Origin of the sequence: Moellerella wisconsensis (assembly GCF_022592395.1) — a bacterium.
Taxonomy (GTDB): domain Bacteria; phylum Pseudomonadota; class Gammaproteobacteria; order Enterobacterales; family Enterobacteriaceae; genus Moellerella; species Moellerella wisconsensis.
The window spans coordinates 1,605,904-1,627,355 of the sequence record NZ_CP093242.1 but is presented as its reverse complement, the minus strand read 5'-3'; the positions used below and the strand labels follow the sequence as shown (position 1 = coordinate 1,627,355).

The window sequence follows — 21,452 nt, the reverse complement described above, 5'->3', positions numbered from 1 at the left end:
GAGAGTCAATAATAAAACAAATAACTGAAGTAAATTATTATTGACTCTTAACCGATATTATTAACTATAATAAATGATTGCGGAAAATTCCATTTCAATAAAAAATAAATAAGTTTGTATATGTTTATTATCAATATAAGCAGAATAAAATATAGCAGATATAAAAAAGGATCATGATTTCATGTCATGATCCTTAGATATTAATCTCTAATACCGCGAGCTCTATTTAGCTATAGCTAACTCACTCTATCAGCTAATAACCGATAATTAAGCCGCCACTTCTAATTTTACTGCAATATTCTTATAAGCTGGAATGCCACTTTGTGGATCATAATTATCTAGCGCAATCAAATTATTGGCTTCGGGGAAATAAGTCGCCACTGAGCGGTCGGCCATATCGTAAATAACCACAGTTAAGTTATCTAGGCGTCTTTGGGTTGGCTGTTGTTGCTTATCCAGCGCGATAACGTTGACTTTATCTCCTGCTTTTACGCCTTGCTTTTCCGCTTCGGCAGCACTGATAAATAGCACATCACGCTGACCAAATACTCCACGATAGCGATCATTCATGCCATAAATCGTTGTATTATACTGGTCATGGCTACGCACAGTCGCCAGTACTAATTCACTGTTAACGGCTGATTCCGGATCTTCAATAACCCCTTCAGTGGTCAAGAAATTGGCTTTCCCTGACGTGGTTAACCAACGACGCTGTGCTGCCGCATTGGGTAAATGAAAACCACCAGGCTGTTTAATTCGCTGATTATAATCATTAAAATCAGGCAATACTGCTTCCATCGCATCACGGATCAAATCATAGTTATTGATAAAATCATCCCATTCAACTGTTGAGTTAAGCAGGGTCGCCTTCGCCATACCGGCGACAATAGCACATTCTGATTTTAACCACGGACTCACCGGTTTTAACATACCGCGTGAAGCATGTACCATCGACATAGAATCTTCGACGGTAATACACTGTACGCCACTTTGCTGTTTATCGATTTCAGTGCGTCCGAGCACCGGTAATAAATACGTGTGTTTAGCCGTCAATAAATGCGAACGATTTAATTTAGTCGCTGCATGTACAGCCAGATCTAAATTTTTCATTCCTGCATACGTTAAATCATGGTCTGGCATCGCAACAGCTAAATTCCCCCCCATACTAATCAATGCTTTAGCACTACCATCAGCTAGTGCCTGCATACTAGCCACAACAGCATGTCCGAATTCTTTAGGCGGTTTAAAGCCAAAACGCTGTTCAATCTTGGCTAATAAGCCTGCGCTTGGTTTTTCGGTGATCCCTACCGTTCTATCACCTTGCACATTAGAGTGACCACGCAATGGGCAAATACCCGCGCCTTCACGCCCTATATTGCCTTTTAGCAGCAATAAATTAATCAGTTGCTGAATATTTTGCGTCCCATGCTGATGCTGAGTGATCCCCATGCCATAACAGATGATAGTACTTTTCGCCGCAATATAAGCCTCAGCAATTTGTTCTAATTCGCTGCGCTGTAATCCACAAACCCGTAAAATATCTTGCCAATCTGTCGACAAAATATCCTGTTGTAACTCAGCATACCCTGTAGTGTGCTGCTCGATAAAATCAATATCTAATATTGGTGTCTGGCCCGCATTAATCGCAGCAAGATGTTTCTCAATTACGAGGCGCATCACACCTTTTAGTAAGGCAGTATCTCCCCCAATCCGTACTTTATAATAGCTACTCGCCAAGGGGGTTGATTCCAACGTCAGCATCTCAATCGGATCTTGCGGATAGGTGAAGCGCTCTAGTCCACGTTCACGCAATGGATTGATTGCAATGATTTTTGCACCACGCTTAGAAACTTCTCGCAAAGTACTCAGCATGCGAGGATGGTTGGTACCGGGGTTATGTCCGATACAAATCACTAAATCTGCTTGATCAAAATCGTCTAATAAAACTGTCCCTTTACCTACCCCTATAGCAGCAGCTAAACCCACACTAGTCGGCTCATGGCACATATTTGAACAATCGGGGAAGTTATTAGTCCCATATTCACGGGCAAATAATTGATACAAAAACGCCGCTTCATTAGATGTTCTGCCCGAGGTATAAAATTCGACACTGTTGGGATCTTGATAAGATTGTAATCTCTGGCCTATTTCAGCAAATGCGGTTTCCCACTCAATTTCCTGATATTTATCGGTTTGAGGATTGTATTTTAATGGGTGCGTTAAACGCCCTTCATTTTCTAAATCGTAATCATCCCAAGTGAGTAACTCTGTGACTGTATGTTGTACGAAAAATTGTGGGGTGGTTTTTTTAGCTGTAGCCTCCCAAGCCATTGCTTTTGCACCATTTTCACACACATCAAATGACGCAGTATGTTTAGGATCCGGCCATGCGCACCCCGGGCAATCGAAGCCGTTAGGTTTATTCATATCAAATAGCGCGATAATATCGTGACCGATTTCCATTTGTCCGCGAATAGCTTCAGCTACCGCTTTAACTGCTCCCCATCCAGCCGCAGGGCCAGTATAGTTTTCTATTTTTTTATCCATCTGCATTGCTCTTTTAATAATGAAAATAAAAAGGCGAATAAACCGTTATATAATTTTTTATATGATCTTATTTATACAATCTTTTTTTACGGTCTTATTCTGACATTTATCATATTTTAATTTAAATCCACTAAGAGAGTATAAAGATTGGCTAATTATAGCAACTGGAATAAAGTAAACTTGAGAAATGATATTAATCATTAATTTACAATAATGTATTTATTTATTATTTCAATGATTGAATTATGATAAAATTAAAATATAACAAGAAAATCACCTCTCTGATAAGAAATTTTCGCTAAGCAGTTTTCCCTAAACAAGGCTCACTAAACAAATAAAGAAATAACAAAAAAATAATACAAATGACTATCAATATTATTAATATAACAATTCATTCTATCCGCTCATCAAATCAACCCAAATCAAACAGCTATTTGGCTGTAGCGGGCTAACTCGCCCTTGGCGAATATCAGGTAACCACCAGCAACCATGCTCTGCAATCAATTGACTGCAATTCGCGCCTTGGATCTGCCAATGCCCTTCTAATACATAAATGACACCAGCGCTATTAGTTGGTAATGGTTGGTTTTCGGTGATCACGGTAATTTTCGGCTTCCAACATCCTCGTCGCACCCTAATATTTAATAATAATATTGGACCATCTTGCGCCAATAACTGGGGACTATCCTCACCACGGCAACAGAAGGATTGGCCTTTTTCGGTGAATACATATTCGCTACCAACATCACTAGTGAGCACCAGCGCATTGTCATTAAGCAGCACCAAATAGTAGTCAATATCCGGCATTGTCGGTAACTGGCAAGTTTGGCTAAATCGGTCAATTTGCGCACACCAAGAGAAATCAGAAGCGACTGGCCAACAGACGATTTCATGCCTCTGTTGTTGAGCCTTGGAGGTGGCATTAACCGAACCATCAAAGCATCTTATTTTCATCGTCCCTCGCAAATTGACTGGCTAAAATGACTTACGGGTAATTTAGCAGAGTGACAAATTTTACTTTTTAGCGCAATCAGTTAGGCTCATAAATGTGATTAATCTCGTTTCTCATTCAGTAATTGGTGACACAAGCTGCCCAATATTTTCATCGCTTCCTCTAGTTGCGCGCTCCAAGTAAAAGAAAAGTTGAGTCTAAAGGCATGATTAAATTGGTCGCTGGTCGAAAACATACTTCCGGGCGCAATACTTATCCCCTGTGTTAATGCCAATTGATATAAACGCACTGCATTAAAAGGTGGCTCAAATTCTAACCACAAAAAATAGCCGCCTTTGGGAGTATTTACTTTAACCGAATCAGGCATATATTGTGCGATTGCGCTTAATAAGCGGTGCTGGCGTTGTTCGAGGGTCATACGCAGTTTTTTAAGGTGATTATCGTAACCGCCTTGCGATAAATATTCGGCGATAGCTAATTGTGTCGGCACACTGGCAGAGACTGTGCTCATCATTTGTAAATGTTGAATTTTGGTCGCATGCCGGCCAGCAGCCACCCAACCGACCCGAAACCCCGGCGCTAAACATTTAGAAAAAGACGAACAATGAAAAAAATTATTCAACGTATCTAAACTCTTAGCCGCTACTGGTTGCTGATTACCAAAATACAGTTCGCCATACACATCATCTTCTATTAGGACGATTTGACGGTGATTTAAAATATCGACTAAACGTTTTTTATTCCTTATGGGCATGGTTCCCCCCAAAGGGTTTTGATAATGAGTCATCAACCAGCAAGCCTTAATCGGATAGTTTTCAACCACATCTTCGAGTGCATCTAAATCCAAACCAAAAATAGGATCGGTTTTTATCGCCACTGCTTTTAGTTTTAAGCGCTCTATTGCCTGCAAACAGCCATAAAATGCAGGGGATTCAATCACGACCCAATCACCCGGCTCGGTAACTGATTGTAGGCTAAAACTTAAGGACTCCATCGCTCCAGCCGTGATCACTATTTCATCGGGAGAAACGTGGATCCCCTGCATGGCATAACGCTGAGCTATGTTACGGCGTAACTTTTCATTACCCGGCGGCAAATTAGCCACTGCACTCTGCTTAGTGATGCGTCGAGCAACCGAGGCTAATGATTTGGCTAATTTTGGCTCATTAAGCAATGCTGGCTCAGGAAATGCCGAGCCAAAAGGAATAATATCTGGGTCATTACAGGCTTGCAGCACGCCGAAAATAGAGGCATTAATCTCTACATTTTCACTTAGATGCGACCCCTTGCCCCCTTTCGCCGCCGCAAAACTAGCTTTGCTTTTAGCCACATAATAACCAGATTGTGGACGTGCAATAATCCAGCCTTGGCTTTCCAATAATTGATACGACTGAACCACCGTCATCAAACTTAGCCCAGATTGTTTTACGCTTTCTCGCAACGAAGGAAGCCGGTCACCCACTTGCCAAATATCATCTTCGATTTGCTGACGGATTTGTGCTGCTAATTGCTCGTATCGAGTCATACCTAGTCCTTTCGCCAACTGTTATAGTCAATAACGATAAAATTGTTACTATTATAGCTTAGTCTCTCATGGTCTACTTATCCACACATTGATTGTATTTTTATCTTACCTATTTGAGGTTACTATTTTTTGAGGTCAATATGTTTGGATTGAGTGCCCTGGAATTAGCCCGTATTCAGTTTGCTTTTACGGTCTCTTTCCACATTATTTTTCCGGCAATTACTATCGGTTTAGCCAGTTTCCTCGCCGTGTTAGAGGGCTTATGGCTTAAAACGCGTCACCCCGATTACAAAAAGATGTTTGATTTTTGGGCCAAAATTTTCGCCGTCAATTTCGGTATGGGGGTAGTTTCTGGTTTAGTAATGGCTTACCAATTTGGCACTAATTGGAGTTTTTTCTCTGATTTTGCCGGTTCAATTACCGGCCCGCTGTTAACTTATGAAGTGTTAACGGCCTTTTTCTTAGAGGCTGGTTTTCTCGGTGTGATGTTATTTGGCTGGCAACGCGTAGGTGAAAAGCTACACTTTTTCGCGACCTGCATGGTGGCTTTAGGCACTATCATGTCGACGTTTTGGATCTTAGCCTCAAACAGCTTTATGCAAACGCCACAGGGCTACGAAATTATTAATCAGCAACTGGTTCCTGTTGATTGGCTAGCGGTTATTTTTAATCCATCGTTTCCCTACCGATTATTGCATATGACAACCGCAGCTTTTCTAGCCTCAGCCTTTTTTATCGGTGCTTCGGCAGCGTGGCATCTGCTTAAAGGCCATCGGTCAAGTGCGATGGAAAAAATGTTTTCTATGTCGCTATGGCTGATTTTGGTTTTGGCACCATTACAGGCACTGATTGGCGATGCTCATGGTTTAAATACGTTAAAGTATCAACCAGTTAAAGTTGCTGCTATGGAAGGCCATTGGGAAAATAAACCCGGCGAAGCGACTCCGCTTATTTTATTTGGACTGCCTAATATGGTCAGTGAAAAAACCGAATATTCTATTCAGATCCCATATCTTGCCAGCCTGATTTTAACCCATAGTCTCGATAAACAAGTTCCGGCATTGAAAGATTGGCCCGCAGAAGATCGCCCCAATGTGTTTATGGTGTTTTGGTCATTTCGCGTCATGGTCGGCCTGGGGCTATTAATGATTGCCGGCGGAGTTATTGGTTTATGGCTACGTTACAAACAACGTTTATATCAATCCAAGCCATTTTTACGTTTCATGTTATTAATGGCGCCTTCTGGGCTAATAGCCATTCTTGCCGGTTGGTTTACCACTGAAATTGGTCGGCAACCCTGGGTGGTTTATGGACTACAACGCACCGCCGATGCGGTAAGTGCACATGGTGATATTCATATGAGCGTCAGTTTGCTGACTTTTATTATGGTTTATGCCAGCGTGTTTGGGATTGGATATATCTATATGATTAAATTAATTCGCCAAGGGATAACCGAGGAGAACAGTCATGGGCATTGATTTAGCGCTAATTTGGTTTGTGATAATTGTATTTAGCATCATGATGTACATTATGATGGATGGCTTTGATCTCGGTATTGGTATTCTCTATCCCATGGTCAAAGATAAACACGACCGCGATGTCATGATGAACAGTGTGGCGCCCGTCTGGGATGGCAATGAAACCTGGTTAGTCTTAGGAGGTGCCGGATTATTAGGGGCATTTCCCTTAGCCTATGCGATTGTATTAGATGCCTTATCCATCCCTCTAACCCTAATGTTGCTGGCGTTAATTTTCCGGGGAGTGGCGTTTGAATTTCGCTTCAAAGCCAATCATAAACAGCAGCATATTTGGGATAAAGCCTTTATTTATGGGTCGATCATCACTACTTTTGTGCAAGGTGTGGTAGTCGGTGCTTTTATTCAAGGTTTCCCCGTTGCTAATCGAACTTTTATGGGCGGCTATTTTGACTGGTTTGCGCCCTTTCCGCTGTTCTGCGGATTTGGCTTAGTTGTCGCTTATGCGTTACTCGGTTGCGGCTGGCTTATCATGAAAACTCAAGCCCATCTGCGCCAAACTATGTATAGGATAGCTGGCCCATTAACTTTTTTAATGTTAATCGTCATCGTCATTATCAGTCTATGGACTCCGTTGCTAAACCAAACTATTGCTGACCGCTGGTTTTCACTGCCTAATATATGGTTTTTTCTCCCTGTACCTCTACTAGTGATATTAGCCGCAGCTATTATTCTTCATTCAGTGAAGCAGCAAAAATACGATTATCGGCCTTTCTTAGCGGCCTTATTACTAATTTTTTTAGGTTTTACTGGATTAGGCATTAGCATTTGGCCATATCTTATCCCACCGGTGATCAGCTTTAGAGAAGCCGCCAGCCCACCCGAAAGTCTGGGTTTTATGCTGGTCGGTGCTCTATTTATTATTCCTATTATTTTGGTCTATACCTATTGGAGTTATTATGTCTTCAGAGGAAAAATTAATCCCGAGCAAGGTTATCACTAACGTGGAGCCTTCCCCGTGGTGGAAAAAACTCTCTTGGATGGTAATTATTTGGCTATCCAGCGTGGTAGCACTGTTTGCCGTATCTTCATTATTTCGCGGATTGATGACCGCGGCAGGAATGAAAATTAAATAATCGCTGGAATTATTATTCCCCTTTGCTACCTAACGCACGGTGAAGGGGATCCCATCGTCGCATCCCACCTTCGCTGATGCTGTCTGCTATTATTATGACATTTTTCTATAACAGAGGCTTATAACAGAGACCGATAACAGTTGCCTTAAGTGCTCTAAGGGTAAAATCATCTTGATAATACAGTTGATAATGATAATAATTACCATTATTAAGTAATTAATCAAATTTACCGACCAATCCGTAAGGAGATTGTTTGTGGCAACAGCTAATAATGACCCAAATAGACAACGTCCGATCCCTCCTCAATTAATCCACGTTAAATCAATCATTGATATCTCTCCTGCCATCAGAAGGATCACTTTCCACGGTGAAAATCTAGATACTTACCCTGCTAATTGTGCAGGTACGCATCTGAAAATTTTTCTATCTGCCGATGCAACAATCCCCCCACTATTGCCAGTTCTCGGCCCTAACGGCCCTTCATCGCCTGAAAATCAGCCTCGGCCTAAAGTGAGAACTTATACTGTACGTGCTATTCGCCCAGCAGAAAAAGAAATCGATATAGAATTTGCCATGCACGAGGGTATGGAAGGCCCAGCTTATCAATTTGCGCGCGATGCTTATATCGGCCATTGGCTTGGGATCAGCCGCCCTGGAGGGGCTGATCCGTTATTATCACCAGCTAGTCATTACTTTATGGCAGGTGATGCCAGTTCACTGCCTGCAATTGCAGCATTACTGGAAAATATGCCGGAGAATGCCCAAGGAAAGGTTATTTTACGAGTAGATAATCAAGCTGATATTTATTCATTACAGGCGCCAGAACAGGTTGAAATTGTGTGGATTTGTGGCGATATTTCTACCACAGAGCAGTTAATCAATTGCTTCAAAACCTGGACATTGCCCACAGAAGATATCGTATTTTGGTTTGCCGGAGAAGAACAAATAATCAAACCCTTGCGCCGGTATATTCGCCACGATAAAGGCTATGATCGCCAACATATTCATGCTGTCCCTTATTGGCGCCATGGCTACAATGAAGAAGGCTATCATCAAATGCGCCACGATGTCATGGACAGCGCAGATTAATAACGATAAAAATTCATCGTGTAATAAATGATTTTTATCGCTAGTTCTAATTGATAGCTCTAATTAACAGTGCTAACAGAAAATCTATTTATATTGAATTGAGATACAATCAGCGATTAAGAATATAAACCGACTTAACCGCTGATTTTCTATTTATTGGCTTGAAGAATAACAATTATTTCAGTCAACAAGAAAAATTCATACTAATTATTATTTCACTTTACAGTTAATCGCCTGACGATAACCAGCAGCTATCGCATCCTGCTCAGAGGCAAATAATACGGCATTTTTATCATCCGTAGTTTTATAACCAGAACAGTGAGATAAATGATAAATTTTACTTTTCACATTACCTTTTACTGTCGCATTCTCATTTATTACCGCTTCATTGGCTGAAGGTTTATGCTGTGAAATATCAGAAAATAGCCCAGATGCACTATTTTTATGTCCTAACTGCCATACTTGCTCACCAGTAACAAACGGATTGTGATGTCCCATAATTTTAGCGATTCTATTATCTCGTTCCTGCTCCCAAGCGGTGACTGGGTATTGCTTATCCCAAACTTTTAATAATTTCTGCTGTTGCTCAGACATCGATAAATCATAACGGTCGTGCATATAGAAATATACCCGCGCCACTTGCCCTTTTACACTGTCTCTCGGTTCAAATTCACGCGCTTTAAAATCGATGCGGCTACGGCACTGGCCATACGGATATTCAACATTACCCGCCAGTTGACCATAACTCAGATTACTGCGATCGCCATTAACCTCACCAATCGATGGGGCTAAATTATGTAAATCGGCTTCCATAGTACGAAATACCGGATCGTCCGCGATACAGTTTTTACGTCCACCGTGCTGCCAGCATTGACGTTGATGACCAAAAACCCAAGCAGGAACAATATGTTCCCATTCAATACGTTCTGCTCTATTTTGCTGTTTTCGGACTTGATAACCACACGAGTTAAGATCGACCCGCCCGCCACTGGCGCCCAACCAATCCCATTGGCAACCACAATATAATGTGCCTTCACCCTGTTTAGATTGGTCATGATAAACTTGCGTACGCGCTAATTTTTTAGCTTCATTAAAAGACGATGGCGCAGCAACAGTAGAAAGAGTGAATAGGCTAAAAAAGATAATGGAAGTAAACGCAATAATGCGACTAATATGTGACTGTTTCAAAGTAAATACCATTATAGGGAAAGTTAAATAATATAATTAAGTGGAAGAACTTAAGAATATAGCAATTCATTGCAGATTGTCTTATCAAAAATTGTTAAGGCGACTGAAATATAAACTTTCTCTTCTATCTTTTATATAATTAAAATTTATTTAGCTTAAAATATTTACGATAAATCAGATTAAATATAGAGCATTACTATGAATACATTATTAGATCAATTAATTTCAGAGCTTATTAACGTCACTAAAAAATATTCAGAAAACGATGATATTACGGTGGGCATACCTCAGCTCACTGAAAATAATTTAAAAATTCAGTTTCATTTCGCAGATAAGAATGGTTTAGATATTACATTTAATACCATTAAACTCGCAGAAAACAGCGTATAATCAGCCTGTTCTCTGCGTTTTTAATTAGACCCCGGGGCGTTTACGGTACAACCATAATCCCGGTAATGATAAGCCAATAGAAAGTGCACCGACAATGAATGAGGCTTGTAAAAAATTAGTCACCAGAGTTTCAAATAAGTGTTCGCTATATCCTAAATGCGATATTTTAACCACCGAAATCATGGCGACATAGGCATTAATTCCCGGGAACATAGGAATAATAGCCGCTACCGTAAAGACTTTAGGGTGCGCTAACCACCAGCGAGACCATTGAATGCCAATAATGCCGACTAAAATAGCAGCACAGAAACTCGCCCATTCAATATTTTGACCCAGTTCCATCATCACCATTCGTGAACCATGCCCTATCGCGCCGAGCAAAGCACAATATTTTAGGGCGCGTTTAGGGACATTGAACACCATAGCAAATCCAACCGCAGGGATTGCGGCTAAAATCATATCTTGCAGCAATGCAAATAAAAAACTCATGCCCAATCCCTCAGATCCCAAATTGACATTGCCATCACCACACCAATACAAGTCGCCAACGTGAGCAGGCTTGCCATCGTCCAACGCGCCAATCCGGTATTAACATGCCCTTTAAACATATCAGCCACCGCATTAATTAACGGAAATCCCGGGACTAATAATAAAACACTGGCCGCCATCGAGATAGTCGCCGTCGGCGCAAAATAAGGTAACTTAAGAATTAATCCCGACACACTGGTCGCAACAAAGGCAGTAATACAGAAATTTATCAATGGGTTAATCTGACGCGATGTTAGGACTTGTCGAATATACATACCACAGCCACTGCCAAGAAATGTAACCATTGAACCATCCCAGCCGCCACCATTTAACTTACTAAAACAGGCACATGATAAAGCCACCATCAGCACCATCATCCAGCGCGGATAACGTAGCGGCTTAATAGAATCTAGTTTTTTCTGTACTTGGTCACGGTCTAATAGATGATGCTCAACCAAAATTACTACATGTTGAACTTCAGTCACCACATGCATATTAATACCGCGATCAATGATTTTTCGTGTGGAGGTAATACAGTGATTATCAATAATCGTTGTTAGTACGATAGCATTTGATGAAATCGCACTATCCACTTGATCAGCACCTAATGCTCGACCCAATCGCGTGGCCAACATTTCGACCAACATACTTTCTGCGCCATGTTGTAATAATAGCAAACCGCATTCAATACATAATCGGGTGATCTCTCTTTGCGTCTCAATTGACGTATCTTTAACGCTAGCCACTTGTTCCATCACATATTTACTCAAAGTTAGCCTAATGATTTATTCCACATCATAAACTCGATAATAGAGTTTAATCATATTATTGAATGACAATGCTCAATTCACTTGCACAAACTCAGTTTATCACTCATCCATTCATAGTTAGCTGTATCGTGAGTTATATAAGCCTAACGGCTAAGCCGAAACATCATAGAACTAACCCTATACAGTTAACATGATCTTTCGCAGATTAGCGCACAATAGCGAGTATCATCCTGCGAACCCTTGCCTAAAATCACTCTAATTTCGTCTTTCCCCCTGTCTTGCGACATACTTATATACAGCATATAAATTGATACAGTCATCTATATTAGTATTACTTATTAAGTAAAAAACCTTTTAGCTAAAAAATTCCACAATATTTTCTCACAACTAATGCGTTTTAATAATGCTAATGTTATGCTGAAAAAAATTCATAAATGAAAGCGAAGATACCATGAAAAAATTATTTCCACTGATTGTTGGCTGCGTATTATCACTTTCTGCACTGAACGCGCATGCAGGAAAAAATTGTGACACTTATTTCAGTGAGATGAATAATCTGATTAAGCTTGCTGAGCAAGAAAATAAGAGTGCACCAGAAATGAAAGCCCAAATAGATGCGATGAAAGCTCAGCTAACTGATGCTAAAAAAGCTTTGGCTTCCTACCCAGAAGCAGAGCAAGAAAATGCCTGCGGCCAAGCTGTTGAAGCCATTAAACAAGCAAAAGCTGCGGGTGATCTCGGCTAATCCTGATATATACGTAGTAAATATAAAATTAGAATCTTATTTCTTATAAAAACCACCCCATATATTACATACTATTATGGGATGGTTTTTATTTCTAAACCGCTTATTTCATCCATCAATTAGCCGTTCTTATCCCTTACCTTTCTGACTTTCTATCTCACGACTAAAACAGATATTTTAGCATATGAGACAATCCCCGAAGCATTGGATCCGAGCAAATGAGTAGATATATTAGGGCGGCGAGAACCAATCACAATTAAATCCGCGTTAATTTCTTGCGCCGCAGACAATACTTTATCTCGCGGGGAACCAAAAGCTACGCTAGAGGATAGTAATTCTTGTGGATAATCAATTTGTTGGATTAATTCTTTTAATTGTTCTTCTGAGCGTTCAATTGCCTTTTTTGCAAAAGAAGACAATAAATCATAATGATAGCTATAACTCATCGAGAAACGAGAGATATCAGGTATCGCATGAAATAAATGAATTTTTGCATTTGACATTTTAGCTAAATATAATGCATGTTTCAGCGCATTGTCAGTTAATACATTTTCAGAGATGTCTACAGGAACTAAGATTGTATTGTACATGTGATGCCTCTCATATAATCAATGATGATATTATCGGAAAACCACTTATAAAGAAGTTCTTATTAAGACAAGCATTTCTCTAATCTAATTAAGTTCTCAAGTCATTTAAATTTATTATTGGATGTAATATTAATCTAATCGATTAACGCCAAAAATCTTATCATCCTTACATGTGCTACCCATTACTCGGTATCTTCTAAATGCCATTTATGTAAAATACGATGAATAAAAGGAGTAACTAATAACCCGATAGTAATAATAAATACACTCTGTAAAAACAGACCATAAATAGCGATGAAAAAACGCCCTACTGAAGTCACTGGTGCAGGATTAATTGATTGTCCACTCAACATAGATAATGCATTTAACATGGATTCAGTTAACGAATGCCCTTCGATAAAATAAAATCCTATAATCCCAGGAAGTAGTCCTAAAAAGAAGATCAATACAGATAAACAATAAAAACGTAATACTCTCAAAATAAAATGATCAATTCTGAGTAACTTTTTGGAAAATTTCTCCATATTTATTTCCAACTATTAAAATAAAGTATTCATCTATTAAAAATATATTTAAAGTATACCTATTTTAAATCAGCTAAAAAATAACTCAATAAATGCAGGCGGATTAAATTCAACCTGCATTGTACAGCACGACATTTTATAGAACATTATGATAATTATCGTACAACCAGTACCGATGATTCCGCGTATCTGACTACACCAGCTGCTGTTGAGCCTAATAAATGGGTACTAATATTCGGACGACGTGAACCAATCACGATAATATCGGCATCAACATCCTTAGCGGTATTGATTATTTCATCACGCGGTGAACCAAAGGTGATGGTATAACTAATTTTATCCACTGGCAGATCAATAGTATCCATCAATATTTTCATATCATTTTCAGCTTTAACCGTAGCTCTATCTTTGATTTCCATATATCCCAAGGCATAAGCATTGATAATAGCTGAAGAAATCGGTAAAACATGGATCAAATGCAAATTAGCCCCAGATTGCTTGGCTAGATTTAGTGCATGACGGACTGCTTTACTGGTTAACTCATCTTCAGTTAAATCAATCGGAACCAAAATTGTCTTATACATACATACCCCTATTCATCTTGAACATTCATCTTAAAACCAGCTAAAACAAATGAGAAAAGTATAAACAATTACGATCAATTGTCTTCTAAATCAAGATATAAATGAGACCTATGACAATAATCATTTTAATAACTGTCTCTAATCAGCCTACACTATCATCATAATAGGTCATTGATTAAAAATAAAAATGCAGTATTTATTTTAATAGACTAGTTTGAGGTTTATTTAACTGCTTTGCTTAATAAGCAGTCATCACTAATTGTACAATAAAAAAGACATTATTTTAATTTCTATAAATAATTACTTTACCGCAGTAACAACTTGATAATTAAAATGACCTACTGATATTAAACGAGAAATAGGATTGAATACTCTCATGACCACATAAAACACAACACATTTGTTGTCTTTTTAACCTTATCTGATATAATAATAACCAAATAATAGATGATAATGCCATCGCGTTATCCAAACCGAGAAATATCCATGTTTAATTATCCTGCTACAGTAGAATATGATGAAGATACAGAGTGTTATGAAATAACCTATAATGATTTCAGTGAATTACAAGGGGTTGCATACGCTGAAGAAGATATAGAGCTAGATGCGTCTGATACCCTAATTGCCGGATTAGCAGATTTAATCGCCTCACGTATTCCTGTCCCTGCCCCCTCAAAACCAATAAATGATACTAATATCATTGTTCATTTGCCTCTCTTAGTCTGTTTGAAAATAGCCCTGCATAATGCCATGATCCAAACTGGTACACGTAAAGCAGATCTCGCACGAAAGTTAAATCAAAAAGCCCCACAGATAGATCGCTTGCTTGATGTTAATCATGCGTCTAAAGTAGAAACGCTTGAACAAGCACTGTATTTATTAGGCTTTGAAGTCTCCGTTACCGTTAATAAAAAATCAGATAAATAAAACTTATTTAGTCTAAATATTCGTCATCTTAAATTTTAGTATTTTAATTGGTTTAAATACTCACAATAGATATAGGATGGCGAATACCCAGCCTTCAATATTTTGGCTATATTTATGTTCAGTGTTCATATTCATTCAGGACCTTAATTGATAAATTAATTTTATATTTAATAGCGACTTTCTCCACATAAATAAACTATTTTTTACATTCAATATTAAAACATGAATAATAACCGTAACTTCATTTCTCATAATAGAGTGATTATTCATCACCCCCTAGTTTATTCACGTATTAATACTTAAATAATGCTCATTTTTCACCTACTTTTAAAAAAACAGTGATCTAAATCAATAAATATAACGAGAAAAATATTGCAAAAGTCACAAAAATGAACTTTAGTATAAACAGATTAAAAATAAATATTTAAGGGATGTTATATGGCGTTAAAAGATCTATTTGCTCAAACCGACAAATCTCGTCGTCGTTATGGTGTTGCAATCTTTGTAGGAATAATTGCAGGCTTTATTTCTGCTTTTGTTAAATGGGGGGCTGAGGTTCCACTACCACCAAGGACCTTTACTGGTGGCCGTAATGAATTCAATCCACCTTATTTATTCTTACGTGATTATTTAGGTATTGACCCGACATCAACTGTATATACATTCTCTGAACATATTATCAATCCAGTGATGATCACCCACATCATTTTCTCTTTAGTTTTTGCGATCGGTTACTGTATCGTTGCTGAACGCTTTCCTAAAATTAAAATGTGGCAAGGTGTAATGGCCGGTCTGTTAGCTACCGTTGCAGTTCATGGTATTAGCTTCCCACTGTTAGGTTTAACACCTCCATTGTCTATGCTGCCAATTGATGAATATATTTCAGAAATTTTTGGTCATGCAGTTTGGTTCTGGTCAATTGAAATTGTGCGTCGTGATTTAAGAAACCGCATTACACATCAGCCAGACCCGGAAGTCCCGTTAAATGCCCCATTCAGATAATCAATAGCTAAAAAGTGACGTCCAATATGTACTAATGGACGTCACTATTTTTATCCTCTCACTTTACTTCCTTGCTACTAAACTAGTCAATTAACATTATCTTACTGTTAGATATCATCTTTATTATTTTTATTTCTGTTATTTATCTCGTCTTAATTAGTCATAACTTACAGTATATCCTTCTAAAAAAGATATTTTTGTTACCCTATTTACATTATGTAATGGCTAATCGTATAAATTGATAGTAATAAGCTAGGATTTCTGCCCGATTTAATTTATTATTCCTATTGTAAATACTAATACTTTTGCTTTGTATTAAAGCACTCTCATAGGCTTCTGAGTTTTAATCACTTAGAAGCTTTTTTTTAGCTTAAATTTTCACCGTCATTCCTCCATTGTTATTCTGTATAGACTCACGTTAATTTTCATAATCAAGTCACCAATTAATTTTTATGTGGTTAACAGACGCGATAATGCTCCATAATAAAATGGATCATCAAAGGAATAGCCAAAACACGAACATAAAGGAGGCATCATCTAAAAGATGCTGACTGTGAACCATAAACTATTTTATTCGCCTTAAAGCAGCCATAACTATGGGCGGAATAGCTGTGATCTTTGTTATGCCTGTAGACTGGTGAAAATATATAATGAATGCTAGCTGACACTGTAATCATACCTTGTTAAGCATTCAATATCACTTTGATCTGTAAAGTACCTTATCGGATACTGATACCACTTTAGTCATACAGCTACTTGCAAGCCACATTAGTAAGAAAATAGTACATCGTCATATCATCTATGGCTCTATTAATTAGATAGGACAATAGATTAGGTTATTCAAGCTGTTATTAACAATATTCATAATAACACTTAATTGAAGACTATTAGACTATCCAACTAAATAAATAATATATGGATTAATTTAAACACATTTTGCGGGGAGGTAATGAGAAAAAATGACTTTATTAAATCGTGAATACAAATAATAATTTATCAATAAGTTACAATTAGTGTAACTTATTGATATAAAATTAATTAATTGAAAAGACAAACTTCATTCTATGCAAAATCAGATAAATAACTATTAAATATATTATGGTTGAAATTACGCTTAAAGAACAGTGAACGATAACGACAATTATGCTTTTTCAAATATAGAATCCGCCATGAATGACTTTTAGTAGGTACTAAATAAATCCGTGTCACCTTGTTCCAGTGACTATCATTACGGATTAGCAACAAAAAAACAGATTTTTCACCGAGAAAGCTGCTACGTAGCTCAACTCTTAATTCATTTTGCTGATCTAAATATAAGGTGATATCTAATCGATTAGCGTTATTTTGTAAATCATAGCTTTTACATAAGCTACTGTTTTTAACGCAGTCACAAATATAAGCACTTAATGATTGAAAATCAGATATATTTTTATTTTTCATATTAACTCAAATCAATATAAAGATAGTATTTAAAATATGTATATTCACACTTAACCCTCATAACTTACAATCACAAAAGTTATATAAAATTCAAAACTCATTATTAAAGTAAATAATTCACCTTAAATTAAGATAGCATGATTATATTCAATAGATATTTAACAATTTTTCTTGTAAAAATACAAAAAATTATTTTGTAACTCTAACTTATCATTAGTCAATTGGTTTTTTCTTAGTATATAAGAAATGTAATAAAAGAAAATAGCAAAAAGATTTATTTACCTGTAAAAAAATAACAAACATTATCCAATAAAATCCTGTAATAAAACTAATTATAGGTGATTAATAAATCAGTTTATTAACTATTAATTAATACCATATATTTATTTTAATTCCTTATGTAATAATGATTAGTTTGAACATATGTGCTTACATCCTCTTTAATATCATATAAGTATAGTTAATAATTAGGTTTTCTTTAACGACAGTAGTTGATTAAAAACAATAAATAGTATGTAAACCAAGCATTTTATCTATTCAATTAGTGAATAAATGAAAGTTTTTTATAAAGAAAGTTTAACTTAATCCATTAATCTAATCAGCTATGAGCATAATATTTACCTAATAAATCTTTTCCATTCATCACCAGAAAGTTGAATTAAATATATTTAGTGACAAAAATAAAATCCATTAATAAGTCAATGAAATTCATAGCGACTAGGATTAAACACTTTCTTATTAGCACATTTTCACCAACAGTAAGAGTCTTTTTCTATGCATCATAAACAAATATGGTTTCTTGTTAAGAAGATACTCAAAAAATAATATCTGCCAATAAGGTAAATCTAGATAACTTTTGGTTAATCTATAAGCTATCACCACAAGGTTGTTGTATACTCAGTCACCGTACATCGACGTGGTAAAAGTTATGAGTATCTTCAATGCTCTAAAGATGTTTAATGATAAAAAAATCAAAATAAGCTGCCCTAATTGCACCTATGTTTCAGCACAAAATAAACGTAACATGCATGAAAACATTACGATTATTTGCCCAAAATGCGGCTATTATTTTTTACCTAACAATAAACACAAATAAAATCATGACCAAAAATCGATATTACATTGAAATATAAATCATAGTAATTATCCCTATCCGTATATTGTAAAATCGATAAATCACTCTAATATTTATCTATTTACTATCAAGCACCCTAACCTGTAATGGTTCTGGTTGACAAATATACGGGGATTTATGCCCTTATGGTGATAAATATTGTCTTATAATCATTTTATTCAGCGCCCTTGCGTGATGAGGGCCATTCTCTATGACATTCAATTTATGCACTTATTAATATAGAGATTTATATATTTATTAATGTCGAATAGCATCGAATAGTATCGAAACTCCACGCCCATCTGCTATCATTAGTGCCTTATCTATTTTTTAGCGTAACTAACCTTTGCGTTTTTCATCCCAAAAATTGTTGATTTCTTAGCGTTTAGATTCTCATTCTTAAATGAAATTCACGCCAAAAATGATATCAACTAAGGAATAATCGCAAATGATAATCAATGATAAAATACTTAAATATCAGCAAATTAAATAACAATCAGCAACAATATAGAACAGTAGAAAATGAATATTCAAAAAGAACAATATAATTTCAATAAATTACAAAAACGACTGCGTCGTGATGTCGGACAAGCCATTGCCGATTTTAATATGATAGAAGACGGCGATCGAATTATGGTCTGTTTATCGGGTGGTAAAGACAGTTATACCCTACTGTCGATTTTACAAAGTCTGCAAAAAAGTGCCCCGATTAACTTTTCATTAATAGCGGTTAATCTTGATCAAAAACAACCCGGATTTCCTGAGCATATTTTGCCTGAATATTTAGAACAACTGGGGATTGAATATAAAATTGTTGAAGAAAATACTTACGCGATAGTCAAAGATAAAATCCCAGAAGGTAAAACAACCTGTTCTCTGTGTTCTCGTTTACGTCGGGGCATTTTGTACCGCACTGCTACGGAGTTAGGAGCAACTAAAATTGCATTAGGGCATCATCGCGATGACATTTTACAAACCCTATTTTTAAATATGTTTTATGGTGGGAAACTAAAAGGAATGCCACCTAAATTAATGAGTGATGATGGTAAACATATTGTCATTCGTCCATTAGCATATTGCCGTGAAAAAGATATTGAACGTTTTGCTCAAGCCAAAGCATTTCCTATCATTCCCTGTAATTTGTGCGGATCACAACCAAACCTACAAAGACAAGTCATCAAAGAAATGCTGTGTGATTGGGATAAACGCTATCCAGGACGAATAGAAACTATGTTCAGCGCGACACGTAATGTCGTACCTTCTCATTTATGTGATACGGAACTATTTGATTTTTACCATATCACTCATGGTAGTGAAGTTGTTGATGGTGGGGATCTAGCCTTTGATAGGGAAGAACTTCCGGCGCAGCCAAAGATTGATGAGGATGATCAGCCGGATTTTTCCCATGCTCGCGTTGATGTTATTGAAGTTCAATAAAACAAAATAATACCATAATAACTCTCGATTATGATTTATCTAACCACCGTGAAGTTTTCAATTTACGGTGGTTCATCATATAGATTATTTGTAGGAATAATCAGATGTAAAAAAAAACCGATGTCTGAGATAACATCGGCATTACAGTGATTTATTATTCTGTATAAAAACTCAACATGAGAAAAACTACAATTATGGAGCACAACGTTCATCGCTCAACGTTGCATTCACCTGCGGGGTATATAGTGCCTTAAATAAGTCATTTGTTTATTGATATAGCTCAAACTACCACCTCTTAAGCCTTTCAAACTATAGCCAGCGACTTTTTCTTAACCACCATACAACGATACCAATTAAACAGGTTAGTAATATACAGAACAAACTAAATCCAAAACGAAATTCATTACCCGGTATTCCACCTAAATTAACACCAAACAATCCGGTTAAAAAGGTTGTTGGTAAAAAAACCATTGCCAACATAGACATAGTATAAATACGTCGATTCATCATCTCAGTCATCATGGAAGATATCTCATCCGCAATAATTGCAGTACGAGACACAAAACCATCAAGATCTTCAATACAACGACCTAATCTATCTGAAATTTCCTGCATTCTTAACCGTGATGCATCATCAACCCATAATAATTTTTCAGTAGCTAAACGTGAAAATACATCACGCTGTGGTGCCATATAACGGCGAATAACAATAATTTGCTTACGCAGTAATGCTAATTCGCCACGTTCAGGTATTTGATCATGCAGTAAGCTATCTTCAATAGAAATTAATCTATCGTGCAGAGTATCGGTAAATTCACTAATTTCATCGGTCACCGCATCGGCAGTTTCGACTAACCAATCGGCGGTAGATTCTGCACCATTTCCCATAGAGAATTCACTGACTACCGTTTCAAGTGATTGTACTTTGCGGTGACGACTAGAAATGACTAACCGATTATTAATAAATATCCGAAATGCCACCAACTGCTCTGGAGAGTGCCCGGGATTATTATTTAGAGTTTGTAATGTAAGTAATAAACCATCTCCGGCTCGTAATATTCGCCAGCGACCTTCTTCTCCACTCAGTGCAGCTTTCGCCGTCTCATTCAGTAAATCTGTCTGCTGTATCCATTGTTTACTTTGTTGATTTTTATAATCATAATGCAGCCAAAATGGATTATTTTGCGTCGCGCTCGCATTTAGATCAATCGGTAACACACCTCCCTTACCATCTAATTGAAAGCCATGCACCGGATCTGAATTCTGAAACAGGGAACCATAAATTGTCGCCATTCGACTTGCTTCCTCGCCAATAATTATTGGTGTAAATATTAACAATAATAATAACACTTACAAGCTATTCCCTAGAATTTATTGTATTTAGAATAAAAACATTAAATATAAATCAGAACGATATTATTTAATATATATAAAAACATCGATAATTAATTTTGAAATTGAATTTAATATTGAAATTAATTAAAAAATA

21 protein-coding genes are annotated in these 21,452 nt (G+C 37.0%); 10 read left to right on the top strand and 11 right to left on the bottom strand.

Annotation, left to right across the window (positions count from 1 at the left end):
- Positions 1-267 precede the first annotated feature (267 nt).
- From MNY66_RS07335 to MNY66_RS07325, 3 genes are all read right to left on the bottom strand, one after another.
- Complete coding sequence (locus MNY66_RS07335) at positions 268-2,547, bottom strand: FdhF/YdeP family oxidoreductase (protein WP_241501788.1); 2,280 nt, start codon at positions 2,545-2,547, stop codon at positions 268-270.
- 396 nt (positions 2,548-2,943) lie between these two features.
- Positions 2,944-3,501 (bottom strand): HutD/Ves family protein, encoded by a 558-nt coding sequence (locus MNY66_RS07330; protein ID WP_047255652.1) that lies wholly within the window; start codon positions 3,499-3,501, stop codon positions 2,944-2,946.
- Positions 3,502-3,599: 98 nt separating this feature from the next.
- Positions 3,600-5,024 carry an aminotransferase-like domain-containing protein gene (locus MNY66_RS07325; protein WP_241501787.1) on the bottom strand — a complete coding sequence of 475 codons (1,425 nt, stop codon included), beginning with the start codon at positions 5,022-5,024 and terminating at the stop codon, positions 3,600-3,602.
- Between the two features lie 140 nt (positions 5,025-5,164).
- Here MNY66_RS07325 and MNY66_RS07320 point away from each other — a divergent pair, with 140 nt between their 5' ends.
- The 4 genes from MNY66_RS07320 (at position 5,165) to MNY66_RS07305 (ending at position 8,724) form a co-directional block, all read left to right on the top strand.
- Positions 5,165-6,502 carry a cytochrome ubiquinol oxidase subunit I gene (locus MNY66_RS07320; protein WP_241501786.1) on the top strand — a complete coding sequence of 446 codons (1,338 nt, stop codon included), beginning with the start codon at positions 5,165-5,167 and terminating at the stop codon, positions 6,500-6,502.
- Positions 6,492-7,502 carry a cytochrome d ubiquinol oxidase subunit II gene (cydB, locus tag MNY66_RS07315; RefSeq protein ID WP_241501785.1) on the top strand — a complete coding sequence of 337 codons (1,011 nt, stop codon included), beginning with the start codon at positions 6,492-6,494 and terminating at the stop codon, positions 7,500-7,502. Before MNY66_RS07320 ends, cydB begins: the two co-directional genes overlap by 11 nt.
- Entirely contained in the window at positions 7,459-7,635 is a 177-nt protein-coding gene (locus tag MNY66_RS07310; protein WP_072057340.1) for a DUF2474 domain-containing protein, read from the top strand. Before cydB ends, MNY66_RS07310 begins: the two co-directional genes overlap by 44 nt.
- 255 nt (positions 7,636-7,890) lie before the next feature.
- Complete coding sequence (locus MNY66_RS07305; RefSeq protein WP_241501784.1) at positions 7,891-8,724, top strand: siderophore-interacting protein; 834 nt, start codon at positions 7,891-7,893, stop codon at positions 8,722-8,724.
- 210 nt (positions 8,725-8,934) lie between these two features.
- On the opposite strand, the gene MNY66_RS07300 is transcribed toward MNY66_RS07305, so the two are convergent.
- A complete protein-coding gene (locus MNY66_RS07300; RefSeq protein ID WP_047255647.1) occupies positions 8,935-9,924 on the bottom strand; it encodes an endonuclease in 990 nt (329 codons plus the stop codon).
- 186 nt (positions 9,925-10,110) lie between these two features.
- Between MNY66_RS07300 and MNY66_RS07295 the strand changes: the two genes are divergently transcribed.
- Positions 10,111-10,302: a hypothetical protein gene (locus tag MNY66_RS07295; protein ID WP_052956382.1), complete on the top strand. Its 192-nt coding sequence runs from the start codon at positions 10,111-10,113 to the stop codon at positions 10,300-10,302.
- Between the two features lie 24 nt (positions 10,303-10,326).
- Here MNY66_RS07295 and MNY66_RS07290 read toward each other — a convergent pair whose 3' ends face one another.
- Positions 10,327-10,791: a threonine/serine exporter gene (locus MNY66_RS07290; protein ID WP_047255645.1), complete on the bottom strand. Its 465-nt coding sequence runs from the start codon at positions 10,789-10,791 to the stop codon at positions 10,327-10,329.
- Positions 10,788-11,585 (bottom strand): threonine/serine exporter family protein, encoded by a 798-nt coding sequence (locus tag MNY66_RS07285; RefSeq protein WP_047255644.1) that lies wholly within the window; start codon positions 11,583-11,585, stop codon positions 10,788-10,790. Before MNY66_RS07285 ends, MNY66_RS07290 begins: the two co-directional genes overlap by 4 nt.
- 466 nt (positions 11,586-12,051) lie before the next feature.
- On the opposite strand from MNY66_RS07285, the gene MNY66_RS07280 reads away from it, so the two are divergent.
- Positions 12,052-12,345: a DUF5339 domain-containing protein gene (locus MNY66_RS07280; protein WP_047255643.1), complete on the top strand. Its 294-nt coding sequence runs from the start codon at positions 12,052-12,054 to the stop codon at positions 12,343-12,345.
- Positions 12,346-12,497: 152 nt separating this feature from the next.
- On the opposite strand, the gene MNY66_RS07275 is transcribed toward MNY66_RS07280, so the two are convergent.
- The 3 genes from MNY66_RS07275 to MNY66_RS07265 form a co-directional block, all read right to left on the bottom strand.
- Positions 12,498-12,935, bottom strand: coding sequence for a universal stress protein (locus tag MNY66_RS07275; RefSeq protein ID WP_047255642.1), 438 nt, complete (start codon positions 12,933-12,935; stop codon positions 12,498-12,500).
- A 182-nt stretch (positions 12,936-13,117) separates the two neighbouring features.
- Positions 13,118-13,459, bottom strand: coding sequence for a hypothetical protein (locus MNY66_RS07270; protein ID WP_047255641.1), 342 nt, complete (start codon positions 13,457-13,459; stop codon positions 13,118-13,120).
- Positions 13,460-13,614: 155 nt separating this feature from the next.
- A complete protein-coding gene (locus tag MNY66_RS07265; protein WP_047255640.1) occupies positions 13,615-14,043 on the bottom strand; it encodes a universal stress protein in 429 nt (142 codons plus the stop codon).
- A 486-nt stretch (positions 14,044-14,529) separates the two neighbouring features.
- On the opposite strand from MNY66_RS07265, the gene MNY66_RS07260 reads away from it, so the two are divergent.
- A complete protein-coding gene (locus MNY66_RS07260; RefSeq protein WP_047255639.1) occupies positions 14,530-14,970 on the top strand; it encodes a type II toxin-antitoxin system HicB family antitoxin in 441 nt (146 codons plus the stop codon).
- 438 nt (positions 14,971-15,408) lie between these two features.
- On the top strand, positions 15,409-15,972 hold the full coding sequence (locus MNY66_RS07255) for a YagU family protein (protein ID WP_047255638.1): 564 nt from the start codon (positions 15,409-15,411) through the stop codon (positions 15,970-15,972).
- 1,062 nt (positions 15,973-17,034) lie between these two features.
- On the opposite strand, the gene MNY66_RS07250 is transcribed toward MNY66_RS07255, so the two are convergent.
- Positions 17,035-17,412, bottom strand: a complete 378-nt coding sequence (locus MNY66_RS07250; protein WP_047255637.1) for a hypothetical protein — start codon at positions 17,410-17,412, stop codon at positions 17,035-17,037.
- A gap of 928 nt (positions 17,413-18,340) precedes the next feature.
- On the opposite strand from MNY66_RS07250, the gene MNY66_RS07245 reads away from it, so the two are divergent.
- Positions 18,341-18,508 carry a YnfU family zinc-binding protein gene (locus MNY66_RS07245; protein ID WP_218026259.1) on the top strand — a complete coding sequence of 56 codons (168 nt, stop codon included), beginning with the start codon at positions 18,341-18,343 and terminating at the stop codon, positions 18,506-18,508.
- Positions 18,509-19,048: 540 nt separating this feature from the next.
- Complete coding sequence (ttcA, locus tag MNY66_RS07240; protein WP_418298629.1) at positions 19,049-19,963, top strand: tRNA 2-thiocytidine(32) synthetase TtcA; 915 nt, start codon at positions 19,049-19,051, stop codon at positions 19,961-19,963.
- Between the two features lie 309 nt (positions 19,964-20,272).
- Here the strand turns inward: ttcA and zntB are convergent, their stop codons facing one another.
- Positions 20,273-21,256: a zinc transporter ZntB gene (gene zntB, locus MNY66_RS07235; RefSeq protein WP_047255593.1), complete on the bottom strand. Its 984-nt coding sequence runs from the start codon at positions 21,254-21,256 to the stop codon at positions 20,273-20,275.
- Positions 21,257-21,452: the final 196 nt, after the last annotated feature.

What these genes read in the sequence shown, in the direction of transcription:
- MNY66_RS07290 (WP_047255645.1), bottom strand. Translation starts at nt 10,791, where the DNA reads ATGAGTTTTTTATTTGCATTGCTGCAAGATATGATTTTAGCCGCAATC.
- MNY66_RS07285 (WP_047255644.1), bottom strand. Translation starts at nt 11,585, where the DNA reads ATGGAACAAGTGGCTAGCGTTAAAGATACGTCAATTGAGACGCAAAGA.
- MNY66_RS07270 (WP_047255641.1), bottom strand. Translation starts at nt 13,459, where the DNA reads ATGGAGAAATTTTCCAAAAAGTTACTCAGAATTGATCATTTTATTTTG.
- zntB (WP_047255593.1), bottom strand. Translation starts at nt 21,256, where the DNA reads ATGGCGACAATTTATGGTTCCCTGTTTCAGAATTCAGATCCGGTGCAT.
- cydB (WP_241501785.1), top strand. Translation starts at nt 6,492, where the DNA reads ATGGGCATTGATTTAGCGCTAATTTGGTTTGTGATAATTGTATTTAGC.
- MNY66_RS07300 (WP_047255647.1), bottom strand. Translation starts at nt 9,924, where the DNA reads ATGGTATTTACTTTGAAACAGTCACATATTAGTCGCATTATTGCGTTT.
- MNY66_RS07250 (WP_047255637.1), bottom strand. Translation starts at nt 17,412, where the DNA reads ATGAAAAATAAAAATATATCTGATTTTCAATCATTAAGTGCTTATATT.
- MNY66_RS07310 (WP_072057340.1), top strand. Translation starts at nt 7,459, where the DNA reads ATGTCTTCAGAGGAAAAATTAATCCCGAGCAAGGTTATCACTAACGTG.
- MNY66_RS07265 (WP_047255640.1), bottom strand. Translation starts at nt 14,043, where the DNA reads ATGTATAAGACAATTTTGGTTCCGATTGATTTAACTGAAGATGAGTTA.
- ttcA (WP_418298629.1), top strand. Translation starts at nt 19,049, where the DNA reads ATGAATATTCAAAAAGAACAATATAATTTCAATAAATTACAAAAACGA.
- MNY66_RS07335 (WP_241501788.1), bottom strand. Translation starts at nt 2,547, where the DNA reads ATGGATAAAAAAATAGAAAACTATACTGGCCCTGCGGCTGGATGGGGA.
- MNY66_RS07255 (WP_047255638.1), top strand. Translation starts at nt 15,409, where the DNA reads ATGGCGTTAAAAGATCTATTTGCTCAAACCGACAAATCTCGTCGTCGT.
- MNY66_RS07280 (WP_047255643.1), top strand. Translation starts at nt 12,052, where the DNA reads ATGAAAAAATTATTTCCACTGATTGTTGGCTGCGTATTATCACTTTCT.
- MNY66_RS07245 (WP_218026259.1), top strand. Translation starts at nt 18,341, where the DNA reads ATGAGTATCTTCAATGCTCTAAAGATGTTTAATGATAAAAAAATCAAA.
- MNY66_RS07330 (WP_047255652.1), bottom strand. Translation starts at nt 3,501, where the DNA reads ATGAAAATAAGATGCTTTGATGGTTCGGTTAATGCCACCTCCAAGGCT.
- MNY66_RS07275 (WP_047255642.1), bottom strand. Translation starts at nt 12,935, where the DNA reads ATGTACAATACAATCTTAGTTCCTGTAGACATCTCTGAAAATGTATTA.
- MNY66_RS07260 (WP_047255639.1), top strand. Translation starts at nt 14,530, where the DNA reads ATGTTTAATTATCCTGCTACAGTAGAATATGATGAAGATACAGAGTGT.
- MNY66_RS07320 (WP_241501786.1), top strand. Translation starts at nt 5,165, where the DNA reads ATGTTTGGATTGAGTGCCCTGGAATTAGCCCGTATTCAGTTTGCTTTT.
- MNY66_RS07295 (WP_052956382.1), top strand. Translation starts at nt 10,111, where the DNA reads ATGAATACATTATTAGATCAATTAATTTCAGAGCTTATTAACGTCACT.
- MNY66_RS07325 (WP_241501787.1), bottom strand. Translation starts at nt 5,024, where the DNA reads ATGACTCGATACGAGCAATTAGCAGCACAAATCCGTCAGCAAATCGAA.